General features: G+C 73.8%; 19 protein-coding genes and 1 pseudogene. 7 read left to right on the forward strand and 13 right to left on the reverse strand.

Annotation, left to right across the window (positions count from 1 at the left end; translation table 11 throughout):
- Window positions 1-717: pseudogene (locus GA0115242_RS40670) on the forward strand (hypothetical protein); the annotation flags it as partial.
- A gap of 541 nt (window positions 718-1,258) precedes the next feature.
- Here GA0115242_RS40670 and GA0115242_RS09335 read toward each other — a convergent pair.
- Window positions 1,259-1,444: a hypothetical protein gene (locus GA0115242_RS09335; RefSeq protein WP_093826510.1), complete on the reverse strand. Its 186-nt coding sequence runs from the start codon at window positions 1,442-1,444 to the stop codon at window positions 1,259-1,261.
- A 191-nt stretch (window positions 1,445-1,635) separates the two neighbouring features.
- On the opposite strand from GA0115242_RS09335, the gene GA0115242_RS09340 reads away from it, so the two are divergent.
- Window positions 1,636-2,484 (forward strand): helix-turn-helix domain-containing protein, encoded by an 849-nt coding sequence (locus tag GA0115242_RS09340; RefSeq protein ID WP_093826545.1) that lies wholly within the window; start codon window positions 1,636-1,638, stop codon window positions 2,482-2,484.
- 58 nt (window positions 2,485-2,542) lie between these two features.
- Here GA0115242_RS09340 and GA0115242_RS09345 read toward each other — a convergent pair whose 3' ends face one another.
- Window positions 2,543-3,958 carry an MFS transporter gene (locus GA0115242_RS09345; RefSeq protein WP_093826512.1) on the reverse strand — a complete coding sequence of 472 codons (1,416 nt, stop codon included), beginning with the start codon at window positions 3,956-3,958 and terminating at the stop codon, window positions 2,543-2,545.
- 284 nt (window positions 3,959-4,242) lie between these two features.
- On the opposite strand from GA0115242_RS09345, the gene GA0115242_RS09350 reads away from it, so the two are divergent.
- Complete coding sequence (locus GA0115242_RS09350; protein WP_093826514.1) at window positions 4,243-5,112, forward strand: DMT family transporter; 870 nt, start codon at window positions 4,243-4,245, stop codon at window positions 5,110-5,112.
- A gap of 192 nt (window positions 5,113-5,304) precedes the next feature.
- Here GA0115242_RS09350 and GA0115242_RS09355 read toward each other — a convergent pair whose 3' ends face one another.
- From GA0115242_RS09355 to GA0115242_RS09365, 3 genes are all read right to left on the reverse strand, one after another.
- On the reverse strand, window positions 5,305-5,928 hold the full coding sequence (locus GA0115242_RS09355) for an alpha/beta hydrolase (protein WP_202555111.1): 624 nt from the start codon (window positions 5,926-5,928) through the stop codon (window positions 5,305-5,307).
- 5 nt (window positions 5,929-5,933) lie between these two features.
- Window positions 5,934-6,485 carry a DoxX family protein gene (locus tag GA0115242_RS09360; protein WP_093826518.1) on the reverse strand — a complete coding sequence of 184 codons (552 nt, stop codon included), beginning with the start codon at window positions 6,483-6,485 and terminating at the stop codon, window positions 5,934-5,936.
- Window positions 6,486-6,685: 200 nt separating this feature from the next.
- Entirely contained in the window at window positions 6,686-8,512 is a 1,827-nt protein-coding gene (locus tag GA0115242_RS09365; protein ID WP_093826520.1) for a glycosyltransferase family 4 protein, read from the reverse strand.
- An 849-nt stretch (window positions 8,513-9,361) separates the two neighbouring features.
- On the opposite strand from GA0115242_RS09365, the gene GA0115242_RS09370 reads away from it, so the two are divergent.
- Together GA0115242_RS09370 and GA0115242_RS09375 are read left to right on the forward strand one after the other, a co-directional pair.
- Window positions 9,362-10,711, forward strand: a complete 1,350-nt coding sequence (locus tag GA0115242_RS09370; protein WP_256089393.1) for a glycosyltransferase — start codon at window positions 9,362-9,364, stop codon at window positions 10,709-10,711.
- 165 nt (window positions 10,712-10,876) lie between these two features.
- Window positions 10,877-11,332, forward strand: a complete 456-nt coding sequence (locus GA0115242_RS09375; protein WP_093826524.1) for an SRPBCC family protein — start codon at window positions 10,877-10,879, stop codon at window positions 11,330-11,332.
- 72 nt (window positions 11,333-11,404) lie between these two features.
- Here GA0115242_RS09375 and GA0115242_RS09380 read toward each other — a convergent pair whose 3' ends face one another.
- The 3 genes from GA0115242_RS09380 to GA0115242_RS09390 all read right to left on the reverse strand — a co-directional run bounded on the left by GA0115242_RS09380 (window position 11,405) and on the right by GA0115242_RS09390 (window position 18,090).
- Window positions 11,405-12,388 (reverse strand): polysaccharide deacetylase family protein, encoded by a 984-nt coding sequence (locus GA0115242_RS09380; RefSeq protein WP_093826547.1) that lies wholly within the window; start codon window positions 12,386-12,388, stop codon window positions 11,405-11,407.
- Between the two features lie 32 nt (window positions 12,389-12,420).
- Window positions 12,421-13,416 carry a glycoside hydrolase family 11 protein gene (locus GA0115242_RS09385; protein ID WP_093826526.1) on the reverse strand — a complete coding sequence of 332 codons (996 nt, stop codon included), beginning with the start codon at window positions 13,414-13,416 and terminating at the stop codon, window positions 12,421-12,423.
- Window positions 13,417-13,815: 399 nt separating this feature from the next.
- On the reverse strand, window positions 13,816-18,090 hold the full coding sequence (locus tag GA0115242_RS09390) for a discoidin domain-containing protein (RefSeq protein WP_093826528.1): 4,275 nt from the start codon (window positions 18,088-18,090) through the stop codon (window positions 13,816-13,818).
- A 569-nt stretch (window positions 18,091-18,659) separates the two neighbouring features.
- Between GA0115242_RS09390 and GA0115242_RS09395 the strand changes: the two genes are divergently transcribed.
- Both GA0115242_RS09395 and ligD read left to right on the forward strand, forming a co-directional pair.
- Window positions 18,660-19,139 (forward strand): DUF5709 domain-containing protein, encoded by a 480-nt coding sequence (locus GA0115242_RS09395; RefSeq protein ID WP_093826531.1) that lies wholly within the window; start codon window positions 18,660-18,662, stop codon window positions 19,137-19,139.
- Window positions 19,140-19,195: 56 nt separating this feature from the next.
- Complete coding sequence (ligD, locus tag GA0115242_RS09400; protein WP_093826533.1) at window positions 19,196-20,239, forward strand: non-homologous end-joining DNA ligase; 1,044 nt, start codon at window positions 19,196-19,198, stop codon at window positions 20,237-20,239.
- On the opposite strand, the gene GA0115242_RS09405 is transcribed toward ligD, so the two are convergent.
- The 5 genes from GA0115242_RS09405 to GA0115242_RS09425 form a co-directional block, all read right to left on the reverse strand.
- On the reverse strand, window positions 20,205-21,032 hold the full coding sequence (locus GA0115242_RS09405; RefSeq protein ID WP_093826535.1) for an alpha/beta fold hydrolase: 828 nt from the start codon (window positions 21,030-21,032) through the stop codon (window positions 20,205-20,207). The two genes, ligD and GA0115242_RS09405, sit on opposite strands and share 35 nt — an antisense overlap.
- 230 nt (window positions 21,033-21,262) lie before the next feature.
- Window positions 21,263-21,433 (reverse strand): 50S ribosomal protein L33, encoded by a 171-nt coding sequence (gene rpmG / locus GA0115242_RS09410; RefSeq protein ID WP_093826537.1) that lies wholly within the window; start codon window positions 21,431-21,433, stop codon window positions 21,263-21,265.
- 168 nt (window positions 21,434-21,601) lie between these two features.
- Window positions 21,602-22,498 carry a lysozyme gene (locus GA0115242_RS09415; RefSeq protein ID WP_093826549.1) on the reverse strand — a complete coding sequence of 299 codons (897 nt, stop codon included), beginning with the start codon at window positions 22,496-22,498 and terminating at the stop codon, window positions 21,602-21,604.
- A 112-nt stretch (window positions 22,499-22,610) separates the two neighbouring features.
- A complete protein-coding gene (locus tag GA0115242_RS09420; protein ID WP_107461363.1) occupies window positions 22,611-23,048 on the reverse strand; it encodes a GNAT family N-acetyltransferase in 438 nt (145 codons plus the stop codon).
- 169 nt (window positions 23,049-23,217) lie between these two features.
- Window positions 23,218-24,045, reverse strand: a complete 828-nt coding sequence (locus GA0115242_RS09425; RefSeq protein ID WP_093826541.1) for an aldo/keto reductase — start codon at window positions 24,043-24,045, stop codon at window positions 23,218-23,220.
- Between the last annotated feature and the right edge of the window lie 191 nt (window positions 24,046-24,236).

The following is a 24,236-nucleotide window of genomic DNA, read 5'->3' on the forward strand; positions in this document are numbered from 1 at the left end:
GGGGTCGGGGGTGGCGGGCCCGCGGGCAGCAACAGCCCGGTCCCGACCGGCCGGGCACCGACCCGGCACGCTCCCCCGCCGCCCGCCGCGGACTGCCGCGCCCGCCTGACGGTGCGGGACGCCTGGGCCGACCCCGTCGAGGGGAGCCTCGTGGTGCGCGCGGGGCGGGCGCTGCGTCAGGGCTGGTCGCTGACGTTCGTGCTGGCGCCCGGGGTGGAGACCCACGGAGTCGGCAACGCCCGCGCGGTCCGGGACGGCCGTCTGGTCCGGGTGACGGCGGGCCCCTCCGACACGACGGTGCCCGCGGACCGCGCCCTGGAGATCGGCCTCGCCCTCGGCAGCGCGCCCGACGGGGTGTGGCTCTCCGGACTCCGGGTGGACGGCGGCCCCTGCGCACTCACCACGACCGCGCCCCCGAGCACCGGTGAACCCCCGGGCGGAGGAGGCGGCGGCGGGCAGGACGACGGCGACGACGACGGACGCGGCGGCCACGACGGTGACGGTGGCTCGGGCCACGGCCGGGACTCCGGGGGCGGGGACGGCGGCGGCCGCGGAGACGGCGACGGCGGACACGGCGACGGTGACGGAGGCGGCGGACGCGGTGGAGGCGACGGCGGAGGCGACGGTGGCGGAGGAGGCGGAGGTGGCCACGGCGGAGGAGGAGGCGGGGGCGGAGGAGGCGGGGGCGGAGGAGGAGGCGGGGGCGGAGGAGGTTGAGGTAGCGGCGGCGGTCGAGAGCACGGGTGCCGTGGGACGACGCCCCCGGTCGCTGATCGCCGATTGCGGACCCGGCCCCGGACGCGGGGCGCAGGCCCGGACTCAGGTGCAGGTGCGGGCCCGGACGCGGGGCGCGGGCCCGGACCCAGGCGCAGGTGCGGGCCCGGACGCAGGCTCGGGCTCCGGGGACCGGGATCGCGGACGGATCGCGAAGGATCGATCCGTCCGCTCCCCCGGACGGGCCGGGGCCCACCCCCCGGTGTCCCCCGGCCTCCCCCCGAGCCCCCCTTGTCCCCGCAGTGCCCGAGCCCCCGTGTCCCCGAGCCCCCCTGTCCCCGCAGTGCCCGAGCCCCGTGTACCCAGGTCCCCGGAGTCCCCGTGTCCCCCAGGTCCCGGAGTCCCCCGGGCCCCCGTGTCCCCGGTGTCTCCCGTGTCACCGGTGTCCACCCGGACGTCCCGTCAGGACGTCGGTCCGGGTGTCGGGGGCCGTCGGCGGTCCGAGTTCCGGCTCAGCCGCACCACGGCCGGCCGCGGAACCCGCTCAGCTGCACTCCACCTCCACCGTCACCCAGTGGCCCTCGTAGTAGACGTCGACGAAACACTTCTTCTGGGAGTCGACCGTCGCCGACGCCGTCGCGGCGGTGCCCGCGGTGAGGCCGATCACCGCGGCGAGCACGGCGAGGGCGGAGGCCGTCCGGCGGGTGCGGTTCCGTGTCCTGAGCGTCACGTGGCTGCGTCCTTTCGACAGGGCGTACCCGGACCGGCCGGGGACGCCGTGAGCGCCCCGGGCGACCGGGGCTCGGTACGAGGATGCGGTGGCCGGGGTTCCGCCAGGGAGGTCACACCCTGCCCTGGCCGGGACGCACGGGGCTGATGGTGTACTGGCGGGTTCACCGCCCGGCCGCCACCATGCGGGGCATGGACACCTCGGACGCGTTACGCGACTTCCTGATCTCTCGCCGGGCCCGCCTCCGCCCCGGGGACGTGGGACTGCCCGACCACGGGGTCAGACGGGTGAGCGGACTGCGCCGCGAGGAGATCGCCTCGCTCGCCGCGGTCAGCGTGGAGCACTACATACGGCTCGAACGCGGCCAGGCGTCCCGGGTGTCGGACGCCGTGCTGGACGCGGTGGCCGACGCGCTGCGGCTGAGCACCGGGGAGCGGCGCTACCTGCGGAGCCTGGCGCGTCCCGCCGCCGGCCCCGCCGCCGGCCCCGACGCCGGGGAGCGCGCGGCGGGCGTGCGGCCCAGTGTGCAGCGCGTCCTGGACTCGATGGCGCGCACGCCCGCGTACCTGGTGGGCGCGGGTGGCGCGGTGCTGGCCTGGAACCGGCCGGCGGCGACCGTGTTCACCGACTTCGGCCAGGTGCCCGTCGCGGAGCGCACGGTGGGGCGGCTGGTCTTCGTCGACCCGTACGCGCGCCGGCTGTACGTGGACTGGGAGGCGAAGGCCCGCGAGGCGGTGTCCTATCTGCGGACCGAGACCGGGAAGCGGCCCCGGGACGCCGCGCTCGCCCGGGAGATAGCCCATCTCGCCGACCACAGCGCGGACTTCAGGCGGCTCTGGTCGCAGCAGCACGTCCTGGAGACGACGCACTCCACCGTCGTCCTGCGCTGCGCGCCGCCGCACGAGCGGCTGGAGTTCTCCTGGGAGGCGCTCCAGATGACCGGTGACCCGGACGAGGTGGTCCTCGTCTACACCGCGGCTCCCGGCACCCCGACCGAGGCCGCCCTGCGGGAGCTGTGCGAAGCCTCCGCGGCGCGGTGAGACGCCACCGGCTCCCCGGCACGGTCGCCGGGGAGCCGGTGGCGCGGGTCGGCGGGACTCAGCGCGGCGCGGGGGCGGGCGTGTCGCCGGGAACGGCGTCCGCGACGTCGGCGGTCTCGCCGTCGTCCAGGGAGACGTCCTTGGTCTCCTTGCCGAGCAGCAGCGCGGTGAGGGTCAGCACGGCCATCGCGGAGAGGTAGACGCCGACCAGCCAGGGCGAGCCGTCACCGGCGTCCCACAGCGCGACGGCGATGAACGGCGCGACGGCCGCCCCGAGGATCGAGCTGACGTTGTAGGAGATGCCCGACCCGGTGTAGCGCACGCTCGTCGGGAAGAGTTCGGGCAGCAGGGCACCCATCGGTCCGAACGTCATGCCCATCAGGGTGAAGCCGAGCACCAGCCACAGGACCACGCCGAGCGTGCCCAGGCCGATCAGGGGCACCCAGACGAGCCCGAAGACGACGATCGCGGCGGTGATCCAGAGCAGCGTGGTGCGCCGTCCGTACCGGTCGGCGAGCGGACCGGAGACGAGGGTGAAGACGGCGAAGAAGAGCACGCCGAAGATCATCATCAGCACGAAGGTGGTGTAGCTGTAGCCGAGGCCGGGCACCGCCGCGTCCTTGGCGGTGCGGCCGTAGCTGAGCGAGAACGTCGTCATCAGATAGAAGAGCACGTACGTCGCCAGCATGATGAAGGTGCCGAGGACGAGCTGGCGCCAGTGGCCGCGCACCACGGTGGCGAGCGGCAGCTTGCGCACCCGGCCGCTCTCCCGGGTCTTCGCGAACACCGCCGACTCGACCAGCCGCGACCGCACCCAGAGGCCGATGGCGACCATCACGGCGGAGAACAGGAACGGGATGCGCCAGCCCCAGTCGACGAAGGCGTCGGAGGGCTGGGTGGGGTCGGCGCCCGCGGTGGACGGCAGCAGCGCCCCGATGACGAGGAACAGGCCGTTGCCGATGATGAAGCCGAGCGGGGCACCCAGTTGGGGGAACGTGCCGTACAGGGCGCGCTTGCCGCGGGGCGCGTTCTCGGTGGCGACGAGGGCGGCGCCGCTCCACTCGCCGCCGAGCGCGAAGCCCTGCGCGAGCCGCATCACCACCAGCAGGGCGGTGGCGACCCACCCGGCCTGCGCGTAGGTGGGCAGCACCCCGATGAGGAACGTGGCGACACCCATCGTCAGCAGGGAGACGACGAGGGTCTTCTTGCGGCCGAGCCGGTCGCCGAGGTGTCCGAAGAAGACGGCGCCGATCGGGCGGGCGACCATGGCGGCCCCGAAGACCGCGAACGACGACAGCAGGGCGGTGGTCGGGTCGCTGCCGGGGAAGAACAGCGACGGGAAGACCAGGACCGCGGCGGTGGCGTAGATGTAGAAGTCGTAGAACTCGATCGTCGTGCCGATGAGGCTGGCGACGAGGACGCGCGAGCGCGGGTTGACGGGCGCTGCGGCGGATGCGGTGGTCGGTGCGGGCATTGCTCGGTCTTTCGCGCGAGGTGCAGTTCGGTTGCCGAGGGCCCGGGGCTTGGCGCGGGTCCCCCTCGCCGAAAGACCGTGCGCTCCGTGCGGGCACCGCAACGATCTCAGGCATCTTACTTTCCGGAAAGCGGATCTCATGATGTGATACGCCGTTCCGTGCGCGCCCCCGCTCCGACCTGCGCCTCGGCCGCACGCCCGGCCCCGGCGGACGCTCCGGTGACCGTGCCCGGCGCGGGGCGGCCCGATCTGAGGGGTCGGCCCGGAGAGGGCATGGTGGAGTCATGTGGGTGATCGCCGTCGTCTTCGCCGTCCTGGGCGCCGTGAGCAACGCGGTGGGCACCGCCTTCCAACGCAAGGCCGCCTCCACCGTGCCCCGGGGCGGCGGGGTGCGGCTGCTGCTCACCCTCGCGCGGCGCCCCGCCTGGGCGATCGGCATCGCCGGGGTGGCCTGCGCCGCGCTGTTCCAGGCCCTGGCACTGATCAACGGTCCGATGGCGCTGGTGCAGCCGCTGTTCGTCCTGGAGCTGCCGTTCGCGCTGCTGATCGCGGCCCCGCTGCTGCACCGCAGGCTGAGCACCGAGGGCTGGTGGGCGATCGCGGGCGTGGTGGGCGGGCTCGCCCTGCTCCTCGCGTCGGCGTCCCCGGCCGGGGACAACGAGCAGGCGTCGATGGCCCGCTGGATCCCGGTGCTGGTCCTCGGCCTGGGCGCGATCGCCGCCCTGGTGGTCCTCACCCGTTCGTCGTCGTCACCGCTGTTCCGGGCCGCCGCCCTCGCCGCGGGCGCGGCGATCGGCAACGCGCTGACGGCCGCACTCATGAAGTCGGCCACCAGCCGTCTCGCCGACGAGGGCTTCTCGGCCTTCCTCAGCACCTGGCAGACGTACGGTTTCGCGCTCGTCGGAGTGGCGTCGCTGCTGCTCCTGGAGAACGCCCTCCAGGCGGGCCCGCTGGCCGCGTCGCAGCCCGCGCTGACGGTCGGGGACGCGGCGGTGAGCCTGCTGCTGGGCGTCGTGCTGTTCGAGGAGACGGTCAGGACGGGCTGGTGGCTGCTGCCCGAGGCGGCCGGGGCCGGGCTGATCCTGTGGGGCGTGCTCCGCCTCACCCGCGTCGTACCCCATGTGGCGGAAGTGGTCCGCCGAGAGACCGGGTGACGGGTGACGGGGGCGCTGGACGGGGGACGCGGCACACCGGCGGCCTCCCACCCGCCGCACCGGTCCGAGCCGGAGACGGCCCGCTCGCGCCCGGCACGCGCCACGGCCCGGCCGGTCGTTCCCCGTCGCCGAGCGCGTCGGACGGGGAGCGGGACCGGCCGGGCCGTGTGGTGGTCCCCGTGCCGCCGGGCGTCACCCGGCCCGGTGCGCCTCCGTGTCCAGCCACTCCGCGAGGGCGGCGAGGGCCGCCGGGGCGAGGGTGTGGCCGACCGGGTCGCGGCGGGCGGTGGTGCGGGCCCCGGAGTCGGACGTCAGGTAGGTCCAGGTCCGGTCGAGGAGTTCTCTCGGGATGACCTGGTCGTGGTCGCCCTGGGCGACGAAGACGGGGGCTCCCGCGAGGCCGTCGGGGTCGGTGCGCGGTCCGGCGTCGAAGGGCAGCGTGCCGTGGAGGACGGCGGTCCCCGCGTACCGGCCCGGGTCGTCGAGGAGCAGCCCGCCCGCGAAGGCCGCGCCGCCGCTGAAGCCCACCAGGAACACGGGGCGGCCCGCCGGGGCGACGCTGTCGAGCCAGCCCCGGAACCAGTCCATGGTCTGCCGCAGCGACTCCGGCACGGGCCGCCCGATGCCCCGGTTGGCGAACCAGGCGAAGCCGCCGTGCTCGGCGAGGGGCGCGCGGACGGCCGCGTAGCCGAGGTCGGCGGGCAGGGCGTCGGCGAGCCCGATGATCTCGCTCTCCCGCGATCCGCGACCGTGCAGCAGGACCACCAGGGGCCCTTCGGACGCGCCGCGGGTGAGGACGACGGGCAGGGTGTCCACGGGGATCACTTCCTGACGAGCAGGGTGAGACCGGCGACGACGGCGGCCAGGGCGACCGCCGCGACACCGTGGGCGAGCCGGTGGGAGCGCAGGACCGGAAGGTGGCGGTCGACGGCGATCCGGCCGGGGCCGGTGAGGGCGAGCCCCGCGGCGGTGGCGGCGAGGAGGAGTTCGTACTCGACGCCTTCGGGGGCGAAGAAGCCGCCGCCCCACTTCACGGCCAGGGCGTTGACCATCGTGCCGAGGACGGCGGCCCCGGCGAGCGGGGTGAACAGGCCGAGGACGAGGCCGAGTCCGCCGAGGGTCTCGCTGAGCCCGGCGACGACGGCCATGCTCCGCCCGGCGGGGTAACCGCTGAGGGCGAAGAACTGTCCGGTGCCGTCCAGTCCTCCCCCGCCGAACCAGCCGAACAGCTTCTGGGCACCGTGCGCGGCCACGGTCAGGCCGAGCACGAGGCGCACGATCAGCAGCCCGGCGTCGTACGCGTGGACGGGCGCGGCGGTGGGGGTGGGGGTGGCTCCGGCGACGGGGCGGGGGGAGTCGAGGGTGGATGTCATGGGGGCCCTCCTGGCTCACGTATTCATTGAAGCTTCAAGCACGAACAGGCACGACCGTAATCGATACGTGAGTCTTCAACAAACCCGGGGTGGGCGATACCGGGCGCCGGGTGGGGGGCGGGACGGGCAGTACGGATCGCGGGACGGGCGGTACGGGTTCCGGTGTGGACGTCGGTACGGGTCCCGGGACGAACGTCGGTCTACTGATCGCCGGATGCCGGCCGGGCCCGGCGGCGCAGGGCCGTGTACTCGACGGTGAGTTCGTCGGCGGTGCGCCGGACGGAGAACCGCGACGCCACCAGCTTGCGGCCCGCCGCCGCGTACCGTCGCCGGTCGTCGTCGCGGACGGCCGCCAGGCGCCGCAGCCCGTCCGTCAGACCGGACGCCGTGGAGGTGTCCATCAGCAGGCCGTTGACCCCGTCGCGCAGATAGTGCGCGACGCCGCCGCAGCGGGGCCCCGCGACCGGAAGCCCCGCCTCCATCGCCTCCAGGACCGCGATCCCGAACTCCTCCTTGGCGCTCGGGCAGACGTACCAGGTGCACGCGTGCGGGGCGCGGTGGGCGAGGGCCCGGTGCAGGCAACGGACGTCGGTGTTGGGCATCGCGGGCAGCAGCGCGAGGCGCCCGGCGGCCTCCGGGTGGGCCGCGAGGAGGGCGGCGACGCGCTGTCCGACCTCGCGCTCGGGCCCGCTGCCCGCCCCCGGGTGGCCGCCGACGAGGACCAGCGTCCCGGCGCGGTGCAGGCCCGCCGCGAGCCAGGCGCGGACGAGGAGGTCCTGCTGCTTGAGCGGGTGCGGACGGCCCACGGTCAGCAGCAGGGGCAGCCCGCGATCGCCCGGATCGAGGGCGTCGGGCCGGTCCCCGCCCCGGTAGAGGGCGTCGAGCGCGGCGCGCCGCCGGAGGTGTTCGTCGGGGGCGGGCCGGTAGGGCGGGACGCCCTCGGGCGGCGCGGCGGGCCCGCTCCCGCCGTGCAGCCGGGCCAGGCGGGGGAAGTACCGCACGAGTTCCCGGGTGCCGCCGCTGCCGGGGAGGCCGAGGACCGTGTCCGCCCGTTCGACGAGCCGGTCGGCGGCGAAGACCCGGTGCAGTTCGTCACGGAGCCGCTCCCCGGTCGCGGGGTCGGCGGGGTCGCTCGCGGCGTACCGGCGCGCCAGTCCCCGGTGCGGATCGGGCGTGGCGGTGAAGACGGTCGCCGCGCCGAGGGCGTCGGCCGCGTCGGCGAGCGCCAGGCTGCCGTCGTCGGCGTACCGGACGTGCACGACGTCCGGGGTCCGCGGGGCCCGGCCCAGCAGCCGCACCGCCCACCAGGTGAGGGCGGCCCGGTGGGCGGGGGCGGGCGCGGTGGGCCCGGGTGCGTCCACGGGGAGTCTGAGGACCCAGTGTCCGGGCCGCAGCGGGTACGCGATCCGGTCGTCGGCGGCGAGATCGTCGTGCCCGGCGGTGACGACGGTGATCACTCCGGCGATCCGGTCGGTGACCGCCAGCCGGTCGCCGAGCCCCCGCAGCAGGACCGCGAGCCCGCCGCTCAGCCCCTGGCCCGGCGTGTCGAGACGGCCGAGCAGCATGGTCTGGACGACGAGGCTCCCCTCCCGGTCGGACAAGGGGCCGAGCACCGGCACCGGGGGCGCCAGCAGCAGCCGCTCGTAGACGTCACCGGCCCGGGACGGATCGGGCAGGCGGGCCGCGCCGCCGGGCAGGCCGTGGAGGTAGCGCCACGCGGAGTGACGTGCGGCGCGGTCGTCCGCCGTCCCCGTCAGCGATGAGGTCTCGTCGGCGGTGAGCGGGCGGAGTCCGGCGGCGACCGCGAGGTCGAGCAGGAACCCGGCCGCCGGGGCGCCGCCGGGGCGGGTGAGCAGGGTGCGCAGCGCCGCCTCGGCCCGGACCCGCCCGTGGTGGTGCACCGCCCCGGGCCACAGCTCGCGCACCGCCGCAAGGAGCCGTGGGCCGCCGTCCCGGTGGGCGAGGAGGTCCCCGGGCGGCACCGGGACCCCGAGTCTGGCGGCCCGCCGCAACCCGGCGACGGCCAAGTCCTCGCTCCCGACCCCCGCCCCTGCCTCTGCTCCGACCCCCGCCTCTACCTCTACCTCTACCTCCGCCCCTGCCCCTGCCCCTGCCCCTGCCCCTGCCCCTGCCCACGGCACCCCGTACTCGGCCGCCAGCAGCGCGGCCAGCTCCCCGCCCCCGGCGGGGACCGGAGGGGAGGACTCCCCCGCCGTGCCCGTACCTGTGCCCGGTCCGCCCGGCTCCGTGACCGCACCTCGACCGGCCGCCTCTCCGGGCCTGCCGGACCCTCCGGACCCGCCGGACCCGCCGGACCGTCGACGCCGTACCCCGACCGGTGTTCGCGGGACGGGGTCGTCCGGTGTCGTCCGGTCGGGGGCCGGGGAACGGTCGGCCTCTGCCACGGACGCGAAGAAGGCGGCGCGGGCGGTCTCCAGCGGGTCGGTGTCCTCCGTCCGGACGCGTGGGGGTCCGCTCGGGCGGGGACGGGCGGCGGGGGCCAAGGGTTCTCCTGTCGCGGGGACGGCGTCCGGCCTGGGTGGTTCCGGGGGGCACGGACCTCTCGGACGCCCTGACGCGCCTCCCGACGCCCGGCCGACCCACCGCCCGGCCTGCGCGCGCCCCGTCGCACCCGCCGGCGAACGCGCGTCCAGCGCTGCCCGGACGGCCGTCCAGTGCTCGTCCGGCACGCTCCGGACCAGCACTGGAAGCGCACGGGGCACGCACCGGGAGCACGCGGGACGCGCCTTCAGAAGTACCGCCCGACGGGGCCCGTCGCCACCCGGGGAGACGCCTCGCGCGCGGCTACGATGCGCGGGTCCCCTCCCGCGGGCGAGAGCGGGAGGCGCTGCCGAAGGGTCACCGTGCCGCGAGTCGTGGTCGTCAGTCCCCCGTTCCTGTCGCACGCGCGGCCGCTGTCCGTGCTGGCCGGTGCCCTGCGGACGGCGGGTGCGGAGGTCCACTACGCGTGCGCCCCGGCGTTCGCGTCGCTGGCACGGGAGGCGGGGGTGGGTTTCGTCCCGCTGGCGGTGACACGCAACGCCAACACCGGGGTGGCCGAGTCGACCCGGCAGGACGCCGCGGAGGCGGCGCGGCTGCGCGCGTTCCTGGCCGCCACCCGGGAGGGCGCCGTCGCCGCGCTCCTTGCCCAGGCCCGCCACCGGCGCGCGGACCTGCTCGCGGACCCCGAGGGGGTGCTGGAGGCGCTGCGCGCGGTCGACCGGCGACTGCGGCCCGACTGGTACGTCGTCGACCAGCTCAACCACTCCGTCACCCTCGCGCTGCACTGCCTGGGGCTGCGCTGGGCGACGCTCTGCCCCGGCCACCCCGACCAGCTGCCGTCCGCTCCCGGCGCCTACTTCGGTCTGCCGTCCGCCTGGCCCGACGCTCTGCGCCCCGGGCCCGACCGCCTGGCCGGGCTGCGGGCGGCGGTACGGCGCGACGACGAGGAGCTCACGGCGCGGTTCGCCGCGTTCGCCGCCCGGCACGCGCCCGGCCGACCGGCTCCTGGCCGGGCCTTCGCCCTCGGCTCCGCGCACGCCGTCGTGCACCCCTACCCCGCGCTGCCGTGGCGGCCGACACCTGCCGAGGGCCCGCGACGCCTCTTCGCCGGTCATCTGGCGGCGCCGCCCGAGCCGCTCGACGCGCGGTGGGACGAGCGGGTGCGGCGCCTGCGCGCGCACGGCGGGCGCCTGGTGCTGGTCGCGTTCGGCACGTTCCTGTCCGCCCGGGACGACGTGCTGCGGACCGTCGTGCGGGGGCTCGTCGAGGGGACGGGGGACGTCTCGGTCGTCGTCGCGGCCGGGGACCGGGTGGCCGCGCTGGCCGACCTGGCGGGCGAGCGGGTCGTGGTGGCGCGGTCGGTGCCGCAGACGGCGCTGCTGGAGCACGTGGACGCGATGGCGCACCACGGCGGCGGCAACTCGTTCACCGAGTGCCTGCGCGCGGGCGTCCCGGCGCTGGTGCTGCCGTTCTCCAGCGATCAGTTCGCCGTCGCGCGGGACGCGGAGCGGTCGGGCGCCGGGGTCGTGCTCGACCCGAACGCGGTGACGGTGTCCGCGGTCCCGGCGGCTCTGGCGAGGGCGACGGCCGACGCGGGACGCTTCGCCGGGCTCACCCGGGAGGTGCGGGAGCGCGGACCGGGGTGGGCGGCGGCACGTCTGACGGCGGCCATGGGTTCGCCCGGTCGGGACGGCGGTGTGGACCCGGGCCGTCCGGGCAGGTGAGCGCAGGCCGAGACGTGAGCGAAGCCCGAACGGCCAAGGTGCATCCGTGGACGGCCTCCGGGCGGAATCACGACTACCGGATCCGCAGCCGGTTCATCCAAAGCCTGCGCATCCGAAGACAACCCGTCCGGGGAGAGCCGGTCGGGGCGAGCGAAAGAGGAACCCATGGTCGCAGTCGAGCGTGTCCTGCACCTGGACCACCCGATGGACGAGGTGGTGCGCTATCTCGCGGACTTCTCGCACACCGAGGCGTGGGACCCGGGCACCGTCAGCTGCGAGCGGATCGGTGACGGGGAGCCCTCGGTCGGGGCCGAATGGGACAACGTGTCGGTGTTCCGTGGCCGCCGCACGGAGCTGCGGTACCGGCTCGTGCGCCGGGAGGAGGACCGCCTCACCTTCGTCGGACGCAACCGGACGGCCACCTCCACCGACGACCTGAGCTTCGAGGAGCGCGCCGGGCGGACGCGGCTGACCTACCGGGCCCGCATCGACCTTCACGGCCCGGCGCGGCTCGCGGCGCCGTTCCTCAAGCGGGAGTTCGAGCGGCTGGGCGACGCCGTGTCGGAGCGGCTGCCCCGGGCGGTGGCCGACGCGCTGGGCGCTCCGCCGTCGTCCCGCTGACGGAGCGGATGCCGCGCGGGCGAGTCGGGCGCGGCGGCCGGGGCCCCCGCGCCCGTGGTGCGTGGGGTGCGGTCAGCTCGGACTGCAACTGACCGTGGGCCAGGTCCAGGTGCCGTTCGTCTGGATGGTCACACCCCAACTGTCGCCGCTGCCGTTGGGTTTCGCGGTCAGCACCTGCGCACTCGGATAACTGGCCGCGATGTTCCAGGTCGCGATCACCTTCTCCGGCGACGGCACGTTCATCGTCACCGTCCACGACGACGAACCCGACACCGAGACGTTCAGGTTGTACCGGTCGCTCCACTGCTGCCCCGCCGTGACGGTCGCCGTGCAAGCACCACCACCGCCTCCCCCGCCGCCGCTGCCGTCGGGTGCGACCGCGCGGCCCGTCTGCGGGGAGATCATCCCGGCGCAGAGCCCGCGGGAGGCGAGGTTCTGGGCGATCCGCGGGATGGCGGCGAGCGTGTTGGCGGGCCACTCGTGCATGAGGACGACCTGCCCGTTGGTGAGTCTGCCGACCGCCTGCACGATCGCGTCGGTGCCGGCGCCGTTCCAGTCCTGCGAGTCGACGTCCCAGATGACCTCGGTGAGACCGTACTTGGCCTCGACCGACTTCAGGGTCGCGTTGGTCTCGCCGTAGGGCGGGCGGAACAGTCTCGGGGTCCCGCCGCCCGCGTTCGCGATGGCCTGCTGGGTCCTGGAGACCTCGGAGTCGATCTGCGCCTGGCTCTGCTGGACCAGGTGCGGGTGGGTGTAGCTGTGGTTGCCGACCCACATGCCCGCGTTGGTCTCGGCCTGGACCTGGGCCGGGTAGGAGGCGGCGAACTGCCCCTCGTTGAACATGGTGGCACGCAGCCCGTTCTGCTTGAGGGCGTTGAGGAGGGCGGGGGTGTGGTCGTTGGACGGACCGTCGTCGAAGGTGAGTCCGACGTAGCCGTTGCAGGTGGCGGCCTGCGAGGGCGTGGCGTCGACGGCGACGAGGCCCGCCACCGTCAGCGCGACGGCGGTCAGTGCGGTGAGCGCGGCGCGCGGGGCACGCCCTGGTGTGATGCGCATGCTGACCTCTCTGGCTGTCTCGGGGACGGTGATCAGGCCGGGCTGCAACTGACCGTGGGCCAGGTCCAGGTGCCGTTCGTCTGGATGGTCACGCCCCAACTGTCGCCGCTGCCGTTGGGTTTCGCGGTCAGCACCTGCGCACTCGGATAACTGGCCGCGATGTTCCAGGTCGCGATCACCTTCTCCGGCGACGGCACGTTCATCGTCACCGTCCACGACGACGAACCCGACACCGAGACGTTCAGGTTGTACCGGTCGCTCCACTGCTGCCCCGCCGTGACGGTCGCCGTGCAGGCACCACCACCGCCGCCTCCTCCGCCACCGCCGGTGCCCGAGTCGCTCACGGTGATGTTGGAGTTGCCGCTGCTCTGGTAGCCCTCGGTGGCGAGGATCTGGTAGTTGAAGGTGCCCAGGCTCATGCCGTTGCGGGCCCAGGCGTCGAAGTGGTTCCCGGCGCTGATGGTCCCGCCGGTCCGCTTGCTCTGCCGGACGCTCCAGTACTGGTTGAAGGTGCGGGTGCCCTCGATGGAGGGGGCGTTGACCCGGGTCGTCTGGTAGATGTCGTAGGTGCCGCCGTCGCTGGTGACGGTGCCCTTGTAGGTGCCGGTGGGCCGGTAGGTGCCCCAGTTGTCGACGACGTAGTACTCGACGAGCGGGTTGGTGGTCCAGCCGTAGAGCGCGAGGTAGGCGTTGCCCGACGGGTTGAAGCTGCCCGAGTAGGCGACGTTGCGGCGGGCGCCGGTGCTCCAGCCCTTGCCCGCCACGAAGTTGCCGCTGTTGCTCCAGGTGGTGCCGTAGTTGCCGGCCGCTCCCAGGCTCATGGAGACGGAGCCGCCGCCGTCGGTCCAGAAGGAGTACCAGGAACCGTTGTTGGTGCCGGTCTGGTTGGTCGTGATGACCGTGTCGGCGTGGGCGACAGCGGGCAGGAGCAGCGCCGCCACGGCGAGCAGCGCGAGGGTGCAGGCGCGCCGGGCGCGGCGCAGGAGACGGCCGCTGCCGCGGCCTTGCGGTTCGACGTAGGGGTCCATGGGCGTGCGTCCTCCTCGTGCGGGCGGGTGCGGGGGCCGGACGGTCCGCCGGGTCCGCGGGAGGCGGACGGGCGGCGGCCGGGCGTTCGACAGTGTTGAACTGGGCACATCAACTGTCAACAGTTTCGGCGTCCGTAGCGAAAGCTTCGGACTCGCACCCTCATCACCGGGGCCATATAGCCGCAGTTCAGAGGCGGTTACGTCGATGAAGCATCGAAACTATTCGGTGTTGCTCACGTCAGCGGATCAACTGGTAGATCATTTGACGTCGAAACTTTCGAGGAATCCGCGAATCATGCGGAGCGATCCGGGGAGCCCCTGCGGAGACACGACGGCGCGGGGCCGTCCTCCTGGAGGACGGCCCCGCGCTGCGGTCGGGGAGGAACGGAACCGGTGCGGCTACTGGATGTTGATCTTGAAGGTGCTGGTCGTGTTGCGGACGTCCTGCGCGTTGCCGCTCATCCGGAGGTTGCGGAAGGTGGCCTCGCCGACCGCCGGGCCCTGACCGGGTTCCGGCAACTCGTTGGCCCAGATGCCGAATCCGGACTTGGCGTCGAACGCGTCGCCGCTCTTCTTGGAGTTGGTGATGGAGACGTCGGTGAAGACGGTGTCCTTCACCGGGAACTGGGGCTGGCCGCCCACGTAGTTGGTCTGGAACATCACGCCTCCGTAGGTGGAGTCGTCGATGTCGACGTCGTTGACGCGGATGCCCTGGAAGACCTTGGAGGCGGAGAACGCCCAGATCGCGGGGAAGACCTGCGAGCCCCAGAAGTGGCCGCCGGTCCGTTCGAGGGACACGTTCTCGATGGTGGTCGGCGAGGTCCCGAAACCGTTCATCGGGTACCCGAAGTCCAGCGAGGAGATGGTGATGCCGGAGTAGACGAGGGTGTCGGCGACGCGGATGTTGCGGAAGGTGTTGTCGAAGCCGCCGTAGACGGCGATCCCGGCCGCGCGCCAGGTGAGCGTCGACGTCAGGTTCTCGTAGAGGTTGTTCTTCTCGTCGGCGCCGCCCGCGTCGATCGCCGAGAAGAGCGCGAAGCTGTCGTCGCCGGTGGCCCGCGCGTCGTTGTTGACGACGTGGTTGTCGGTGGAGCCGTTGGTCATGTTGACACCGTCGGCGAAGGTGTCGCGGATGCGGGTGTTCTTGATGGTCATGTTGTCGGTGTTGGCGCCCCAGTAGAGGCAGACCATGTGCTCGACCCAGATGTCGTCGATGGTGATGTTCGCGACGTTGGAGAAGTCGAAGACCTTGCCGGGGCCGTCGATGCGCGAGGTGTAGTTGCCGAAGTAGGAGAACCCGGCGAACGTCGAGCCGTTGGCGCTGGCCTCGGCGCGGAAGCCGACGTCGGTGTTCTCCTGCGAGGAGGGCGCGCGGAAGCGGGTGAACCAGGGCCCGGCGCCGACCACCTTGACGGCCTTGCCGTAGACCTGGAACTTGCTGGACGTCTCGTAGTCGCCCGCGGGCAGGTAGACGCCGACCAGCTTGCCCGTGGTGTCCATGCGGACCTTGTCGAGCGCGTTCTGCACGTCCTGGTGGCCGAAACCGGCCGGGACGGTGTAGGCGGCCGGGTCCGGGTTGGCGACGGCCGTCGCCTGCTCGGTGTTGACGAAGTCGATCGCGTAGGTGGAGGTGTTGGCCGCGTCCTTCTGGAGGCGGATCCTGGAACCGGCCGGGACGGTCTTGCCGAGGAGCAGGCTCGCCTCGTCGTAGATGTGGCGCGGGGCCCCGGAGCCGGGCGAGTTGCCGGGCGCGGACTCGCTGCCGTACAGCCAGGCGTACTTGGCGGTGAGGTCGATCGCCTTGAGGAACTGGCCGTCCACGTAGACGTTCAGGGTGGTGTTCGTGCCGTCGGGGACGGAGAAGCGGGTGACGAGGGTGTTGGTCGCCGCGCGGGTGGTCCACTCGACGTACTGGCCGGTGGCGGAGAGCGTCACCGCCTTGCGGCCGCTCGCCTCGCCCGCGATGTCGCCGATGGTCCGGTTCGGGCCGACGACCTTGGCGCCGCCGCCGAGCGTGCCGTCCTCCGCCTCGTACATGTCGTACGGCATGTCGGCGCCCCGGCCGACGAACAGGGGTTGCGTGGTGGTGTTGTTGGCGCGCTTGACGGGCAGTTCGTTGGCGTCGTCGGCGAGGACCGTCCTGACCGTGTACTTGCCGTTGACGGCCGTCCAGGAGCCCAGGGAGACCGGCGCGGTGGTCTGGCCCGCCGCGATGACGCCGCTGTAGGAGCCGGTGAGGGTCTTGACGGTGGCGCCCTTGGAGTCGAGGACCGTCAGGGTGACGCCGTGGGCGCCGGAGGCCGAGGCGACGGTCCCCTGGTTCTTGATCGCGACGGAGAACCTGACCTCGTCACCGGCGGAGGCGCTGGTGGGGGTCCAGGAGACCGGGGCGGCTATCAGGTCGGAGCTGGAGACGGGCTTGACGACGAGGGCGTCGGCGCGGGTGAAGGTGTTGTTCGCCTCGTTCTGCTCGATGACCTTGTTCGACGGGTCCACCTCGGCGCCGACCGGGTAACTCCCGGCGTCCCGGGCGCCGATGCTCGCGGTGACCGTCGTCGACCCGCCGGCCGCGAGGGCGGGGACGTCCGCCGTGGCGACCTTCGTGCCGCCGAGGGTGAAGTTCAGGTCGGTGGCCTTGGCCGGCTTGGTGCCGCTGTTGACGACCGTCGCGGTGAGGCTGATGGCGTCCGACTCGACCGGCGCGGCGGGCGTGTTGGTGATGCCGGTGACCCGCAGGTCCGGGTTGGCGGCCGGGGTGCCGATCACCTGCACCTCGGCGACCTGGGCGCCGGGGGCACCGGAGTTGGAGGTGAACCTGAGCTGGATGTCGGCGGCAGCGCCGGAGACCGGGATGGTCACCGTGTTGCCCGAGGCGGGCGAGAACGTGTAGTCCTTCGCGGCGGCGAGGCTCGTGAAGGACGTGGCGTCCTGGTCGCGTCCGAGGACCTGGATGTTCTGCGTGCGCGCCGACCACGCGGCGTCCGGGTTCAGCTTCACGACGACCTGGCTCAGGTCGGCGTTGGCCCCCAGCTTCGTGGTGAGGGTGGCCGGGTAGGCACCGCCCGCGCTCTCCCAATAGGTGCTCGTCAGACCGTCGTTGGCGTTCCCCGCAACATAGGTGAAGGTGGAGGACGACGCCTCGATGGGCTTGCCCTGCGCCAGGTCGGAGCCGGTCCCGGACGTGCCGGGCCGGGTGACGCTGTTGCTCGCCACCGACACGTTGCCGGCCGCGTCCCGCGCCGTCACCCAGTAGGTGACGGTGGCCGCCGCCGACGGGGTGTCGGTGTACGTCGTGACGTTCCCCGCGACGGACTTCAGGAACTTGCCGTCGGCGTAGACGTCGTACCCGGTGACGCCCACGTTGTCGCTGGACGCCTGCCAGGTGAGCTTCACGTCCGCGCCGGACTGCGTGTAGGCGAGGTTGCCGGGCGCGGTCGGGGCCTGCGTGTCGCCGCCGGAGCCCTTGCGGGTGACGCTGTTGCTGTCGGCGGAGGCGTTGCCCGCGGCGTCCCTGGCCCGGACGGTGTAGGTGATGTCGCCGGAGGCGGGCTGGGTGTCGGTGTACGTCAGCACGTTCCCCGCGACGCTGGCCCGCAACTGCCCGTTGGCGTAGACGTCGTAGGCGGTGACGCCGGTGTCGTCGGTCGCCGCGCCCCAGGCCAGCCTGATCTGCCCGGTGGCCGGTTCGGTGTAGGCGAGGTTCGACGGCGCGGTCGGCGCCTGGGTGTCGCCGGTCGCGGGGCCGTACACCTCCAGCTCCGACACCTGGCCCGCGGGCCAGGCCGAGTTGGCGGTGAACAGGATCCGCACGTACCGGGTGGTGACGGTGTCGAGGCTGAGGGTCGCCGACTGGTCGTTGCCGCTGTCGAAGGTGTACGCCTTGGCGGCCGTCAGGTCGGTGAAGTTCGCGTTGTCCGTGGAGCCCTGGACCTTCAGCGTCTGGCTGCGGCTCGGCCATCCGGCGGGCAGCCGCAGCGCCACCTGGTTGATCTTGACGGAGGAGCCGAGGTCGACCTGGAGCCACTGCGGGAAGGCGTTGTTCTTGCTCTCCCAGTAGGTGGACCGGTTGCCGTCCCCCGCGTTGGCGGCGGCGTAGACGTCGGCGTGCCCGCTCTCGGTGAACGACCTGCCCTGGGCGAGGTTGGGGGTGGCGGCGGCGCCGGTGAGGACCTGCATCTCGGCGAGCTGGGCGGTGCGGGCGACCGAGTTGGCGCTGAAGTTGGCCCGGACGTACCGGGCGAGGGTCGCCGGGAAGGAGATCCGCACGGTGTTGCCGTCGGCGGGTCCGAAGACGTACGTCGCCGACGACTTCAGCGTGGCGAAGCTCGTGCCGTCGGCGCTGCCCTGGAGCGCGAGCGTCTGCGTGCGGGACCGCCACCCCTCGGGCAGCCGCAGCACGACCTGGCGGACCCGTTCGGTGCGGCCGAGGTCGGTCTGCACCCACTGGGCGGACTTCTTCCCGGCCTGCCAGTAGGTGTCCGTGTCACCGTCGGTGACGTTGGCGGCGGCGTGCGCCCGCAGGGCGCTGCCCGCCCGGCTCGGGGCGTCGGCCGCGGCGTCGGGGCCGCCGGCCGCCTGGGCGCCGACGGCGGGCAGTCCCAGCACGATGAGGGTGGAGGCGAGCGCGGCGGTCGCTGCGCGGCGTCTCCAGGTTCGGGGTTCGTGTCGCGTCATGACGGGGGTCACTCCCTGCGGAGGCTCGCGCGCCGGTGGGGCGGCGAGGACGGCTCGTTCCTGGGCGGAGCGGTGGCGCGGTGGGGCGGGTCGGCGGATGCCGTGGCGGGACCGGCGGTCCGAGGGCCGCGGGACCCGCCGTTCGAGCAGTTGCCTACGGACGGGCGCACGGTCCCCGAGAGGAGTCTGTGCGCAGGTTCTTCCAAAGTTTCATCGCAATATTGCAGAGCACTGGAGGCTCGTCTACGTCCAGGGCCGCACAATTTTCACCAGCGGCGCGCAGCGTGTGTTCCCGGCGACGCCGGGCGCGGATCGTGTGCCGTTCCGCCGGTGACGCCTGTGACACGGCCTGACCGGGCAGCCTCCGCGCGGCGGCACGACGGCGACCGGACGGTATTTGCGCGGCACGACGCAAGCGGGCGCAAGCAACGCAAGAAATTGCGTTCGTCTGACGTCTGTCGCGGCACACCGGGCCCGGCCATGCCCCGATGTGCCGCGATGTGTGGACTGGGCCAGGCTGGATAGGCGGAGCCGACGCATCCGAATCGTTGTGGGAGGAACTCGACCCCATGGACACCCAGGACCCGGACGACGCGATGGGCAGCGAGGTCTACCAGCCCGCCGGACCCGACGACCGCGAGGACGAGGGCGTCCTCGATCCGGAGGACACCCTCACCGACCGGGGCAGCGACCCCTACGACGAGGGCTGGTCGCCGCCCGAGCGCCCGCTCGCGGTGGACCACCGCGGTACGACCGGACGCGAGCAGCGCGAGGGCGAGAGCCTGGACGAGCGTCTGGCGGAGGAGCGGGCGGACCCCGCGCTGGCGGAGCCGGGCGCCGACGACGGAGTGGGCGACCTGGAGGGCGGGGACGGCGAACCGCTCGACCGAGAGGTAGGCGCCGAACGCGCGGGCCGTCTCACGGCACCCGACGAGGGAGCGCACGAGGACGCCGAGAAGGACATGATCGCCGAGGATCTCGGGATCGACGGAGGCGCGGCCGGCGCCGAGGAGGCGGCCGTCCACCTGATCCCGGAGGACGAGGACTGACCCCGGGACGGCTGCGAGCGCGGCCGGGGCGGCCGGCGCGCGGGAGGTGAGCGGCGATGACCGGACTGCTGGACACCCTGCCCGCGGGACAGGCCAGGTTCCTGCGCGCGGCGGGGCCGGGCCCTGAGCTGGCCGCCGACCCGATGCTGGCCACCCTCAGCGAGCGGCGGGACTTCCCGTCCGGCTGGGTCTTCGAGCGGAAACTCGACGGCGTCCGGGTCCTCGCCGTCCGCGCGGGCGACACCGTCACCCTGCTGTCGCGCAGCGGACGGCGCCTCAACGCCACCTACCCCGAGCTGGTGGCCGCGCTCGCGGCGCAAAAGTGCGCCGACTTCACCGTGGACGGAGAGGTCGTGGCGCTCTCCGGGGGCCGCACCGACTTCGCCCGGCTCCAGCGCCGCATGGGACTCACCCGCCCCCGGGACGTCGAGGCGAGCGGCGTCGACGTCACCTACTACCTCTTCGACCTGCTCCGGCTGCAGGGCGCGGACACCCGGGGGCTGCCGCTGCGCACCCGCAAGTCCCTGCTGCGCCGCGCCCTCGCCTACCGCGCGCCGCTGCGTCTGACGACCCACCGCAACGAGGGCGGCGGCGACGCGCTGGCCGACGCCTGCGCCCGGGGCTGGGAGGGGCTGATCGCCAAGCGCGCCGAGAGCCGCTACCGCCCCGGACGGTCACCGGACTGGCTCAAGCTGAAGTGCTCGCTCACCCAGGAGTTCGTCATCGGCGGCTTCACCGAACCGGGCGGCGGCCGGGCCGGGTTCGGCGCGCTCCTGCTGGGCCACTGGGACGAGGGGCGGCTGCGCTACGCGGGCAAGGTCGGCACCGGGTTCGACCACCGCTCCCTGGTCGCGCTGCGCGCCCTGCTCGACTCGCACGCGGCCGGGCGGGCGCCGTTCGCCGGGCGGGTGGGCGAACCGCGCCCGCACTGGGTGGAGCCCGTGCTCGTCGCGCAGGTCGCGTTCACCGAGTGGACCCGCGACGGCATGCTCCGCCATCCCCGGTTCCTCGGGCTGCGCGACGACAAGGACCCGCGCGACGTCGTGCGGGAGCGGCCGGAGCGGGTCAGCGGCGCAGGAAGTCGACCAGGTCGTCGTTGAACCGCTGCTTGTCGCCCGGGACCATGGCCAGGCCGTGCGACCCGCCCTGGTACACCTTCAGCTCGGCGCCCGGCACCAGCTCGGCGGCCTTGCGGCCGGTCGCTTCGAGCGGGACGACCTGGTCGTCGTCGCCGTGCACCACCAGGGTCGGCACGTCGAAGGACGCGAGGTCGTCGGTGAAGTCGGTGTACCCGAAGGCGTCGACGCAGCGGACCCCGCCCTCGATGGTCTGCGCCATCGCCATGTACCAGAAGGCGTCCTTGTTGCCCTGGGTGGCCCTGGTCCCGGGGCGGTTCGCGGAGAAGAAGCCCTCCGCCGTGTCCTTCCAGAACTGCGAACGCTCCTCCAGGATGCCGTTCTTGATCGAGTCGAAGACCTCGTCGGGCACCCCCTCCGGGTTGGTGCGCGACTGGCACATGACCGGCGTGATCGCGGAGAGCAGCACCGCGGAGCGGACCCGCCCGGTGCCGTGCCTGCCGATGTAGCGGGCCAGTTCGCCGCCGCCCATGGAGTGGGCCACCAGGGTCACGTCCCGCAGGTCGAGGTAGGTCAGCAGGTCGTTCAGGTCGTCGGCGAAGGTGTCGAAGTCGTAGCCGTCCCAGACGGGTGTGGAGCGGCCGTGGCCGCGGCGGTCGTGGGCGATGCCGCGGAACCCGGCGTCGGCGACGGCCTTGAGCTGGTCGTGCCAGGCGTCGCTGTTGAGCGGCCAGCCGTGGATGAACAGCACCGGGCGCCCCTGGCCCCAGTCCTTGTAGAAGATCTCGACTCCGTCGCGGGTCGTGCAGACCGGCATGACCGTGTCCTCTCGATGGGGTTGGGCGGCGAAGGGCGGGCCGCGGCGGGTACCGACCCCGCGGGCGCGGACGCTCCTGTCCCCGATGCTCCCTGATCGCCCGCCCGCCGCAACTCAGCGCGCACGGGCGGGACGACGGTCCCGGCACGCGTCGGCCCGGTCCCGCGGGGTGCGGGACCGGGCCTGTCCCGGTGCGGTGACCGGGGTGCGCGGATGTCCGGCCGGGTGGCTCAGCGCACTTCGCGGAAGTCGACGTGCCGCCGGGCCACGGCGTCGTACTTGCGCAGGACGAGCCGGTCGGGGTCGTTGCGGCGGCTCTTGCGGGTCACGTAGGTGACGCCCGTCCCGGCCGTCGAGCGCAGGGTGACGATCGGACGCGCGGTGGTGGTGTGCTGTGCCATGAGGCCTCCTCCCCGCCGACCCGGCGGGCTCCGAGGTGGCCCGCGCATGTCAGCGTCGACGGCGTCAACACCGTCCCGCCCGGCCCCATTCCGGATCACCGGGACCGTTCCCGGTCACCGGGACCGTTCCCGGTCACCCGGGCCGTGGCGACCCGGGTGCGGCCCGGGTCAGGCGGCGGCGAACTCCCGCAGGGCGTCGACGCTGCCGTCGAACCGGTCGTGGTCGCCGACCGTCGCCCCGGTCGAGGTGTACTGCCACATCGCGTACGACGACCAGCCCGCCGGGAGCGGCCCGACCGTGGAGGCGTAGCGGGCGATCCACAGCGGGTTGGTGGCGCCGAAGCCGCGGTGGCCGCCGGTGCAGGTGTTCCACCAGCTCGTGGAGGTGTAGATGACGGCGTCGCGTCCCGTGCGGGCCTTGTAGCGGTTCAGGAAGTCGCCGATCCAGCTCACCATCGACGCGGCGGACTTGCCGTAGCAGGTGTCGCCGTACGGGTTCCACTCGATGTCGAGGGCGCCGGGCAGGGTGTGTCCGTCGCCCGTCCAGCCGCCGCCGTGGTCGACGAAGTAGTCGGCCTGCGTGCTGCCGCCGCTGGAGTCCGGCGTGGCGAAGTGGTAGGCGCCCCGGACCATGCCGACCCCGTGGGCGCCGTCGTAGTGCTGGTCGTAGTAGGGGTTGCGGTAGGAGGTGCCCTCGGTCGCCTTCGTGTAGGCCCACCGGGTGCCGCTGCCCCACAGGGTGGGCCAGTTCACCTCGCGCTGGTGGCTGGAGACGTCGACGCCCTCGGTCTGGGAGGCGCGGGTCGCCGGGGAGAGCGGTTCGGGCGTTCCGCTGCTCCCCTCGTGGGCCAGCACGCCGACGCCCATGTAGGCGCTGCCGCGCTCCGGCACGACGGTCGACGGCAGGATCGTCTGGTAGGGGCGGGGGTCGGGCTCGGCCGCCGCGGGCGGGGCCGACGCGCCGAGCAGCGGGAGGAGGGTCAGCGGGAGGCAGGTGGCAACGGCGGCCAGGCGCAGCCTGAGGCGGCCGTTCGGAGGGGTCGTGGGTCGTCGCACGGGACCCATCCGACCGTCGGCGCGGACCGCCCGCACGCCGGGTTCGGCCGGGCGGCCGCCGGAGCCCCCGCTCCGGGGAGGTTCCGACGGCGGCCGCGGTGCCCGGTCCCGCCGCGCCGCGTCAGCTCCCGGCGGGGGCCGTGAACGCGATCCAGGTGTCCGGGGGCAGCTCGGGGCGGGACGGTACCGGGCGGTGCTCCTCCGTCCAGACGTCGCCCGCGATCTCGGCGGCGGCCCGGCGCCAGAAGCGGACGGCGGGGACGTTGACGTCCTGGAAGGCGACCTCCCAGGGCCCCGGGTGCCGGGCCACGATCTCCCGGACGGCCCGCAGTCCGATCCCGGCGCGGCGCGCGCCACGCACCACGAAGAAGCTGTTCAGCACGCGTGTCGGGGTGTCGAGACCGCGGACGAACGCGAACCCGGCGGGCCGGTCGCCGCAGGTCAGCAGGTACGGCGCCCAGCCCGGCCGGGAGAAGGCGTCCCGCAGCCGCTCGTCGCGGAAGGTCCCGTCCGGGTGGGGCAGCACGCCGTCCGGCCCGGACAGGGCGTGCCGGAACATCAGCCACAGCCGCTCGACGGCGGGCCGGTCGGCCTCGACCGCGGGACGCGTACGGACCTCTTCCACGGGGCTCCTCCCACCGGCGGGGCTCCGGAGCCGCCCGCCGGGAGGCGGAGCCTACCCCGGCCGGACGGACCGGCACTCCGGCCGGACGGACCGGCGTCCGGGGTCAGCCCTGGAAGCTGTCGGGGTCAGGGCCGGTCCGCTCGCCCCGGTCGAGCGCGGAGATCTCGCCCATGTCCCCCTCGGTCAGCTCGAAGCCGAAGAGGTCGAAGTTCTCCTCGACGCGCTTCCTCGTCACCGACTTCGGGAAGACGATGTCGCCGCGCTGCAGGTGCCAGCGCAGGGTGACCTGGGCGGCCGTCCTGCCGAGCCGGTCCGCGATCCGGTTGACGGTGGGGTCGTCGAGCACCTTGCCCTGCGCGATGGGCGACCACGCCTCGGTGGCGATGCCGTGCTCGGCGCCGAAGGCGCGCACCTCGTCCTGGGTGAGGTAGGGGTGCACCTCGATCTGGTTGACGGCGGGCACCACGTCGCTGGACTCCAGCAGCCTGCGCAGGTGGTGGGGCTGGAAGTTGGAGACGCCGATGGCCTTGACGCGGCCGCTGCGGTAGATCTCCTCCAGCGCCTTCCAGGTCTCCACGAAGTCGCCCCGGCCGGGCAGCGGCCAGTGGATGAGGAAGAGGTCCAGGTGACCGATGTCGAGGTCGGCCGCGGTCCGGTCGAAGGCCCGCAGGGCGTCGTCGCGGGCGTGGGCGCCGTTGTCGAGCTTGCTGGTCACGAAGACGTCGGCGCGGTCGAGGCCCGAGTCCCTGACCGCCTGGCCGACCTCCTTCTCGTTGCCGTACATCTCCGCCGTGTCGATGTGCCGGTAGCCGACCTCCAGCGCGGTGAGGGTCGCCTCGCGGGTCTCCTCCGGCGGGATCTGGAAGGTGCCGAACCCGAGCTGGGGGATCCGTACGGCGTTGTTGAGGGGAAGGTCCGGTACTGCGCTCACGGTGGCTCCTGTCGTCGGGCGTGGCCTGGTGGCCGTCGGTCGGCGCCGCCGGCCGGACATCCACCGGGCACGGCCGCCTGACCGGCGCTCTCCTCGGGGTTCCCGGCCTCACGGCACACAAACCGCCCCTATCGCCACGAAGGGCCCGCCCCGGGGACGGCGCCCGGGAGGCGGGACCGGTCACACCCCGG

The organism is Streptomyces sp. SolWspMP-5a-2 (assembly GCF_900091845.1).
GTDB classification, from domain to species: Bacteria; Actinomycetota; Actinomycetes; order Streptomycetales; family Streptomycetaceae; genus Streptomyces; species Streptomyces doudnae.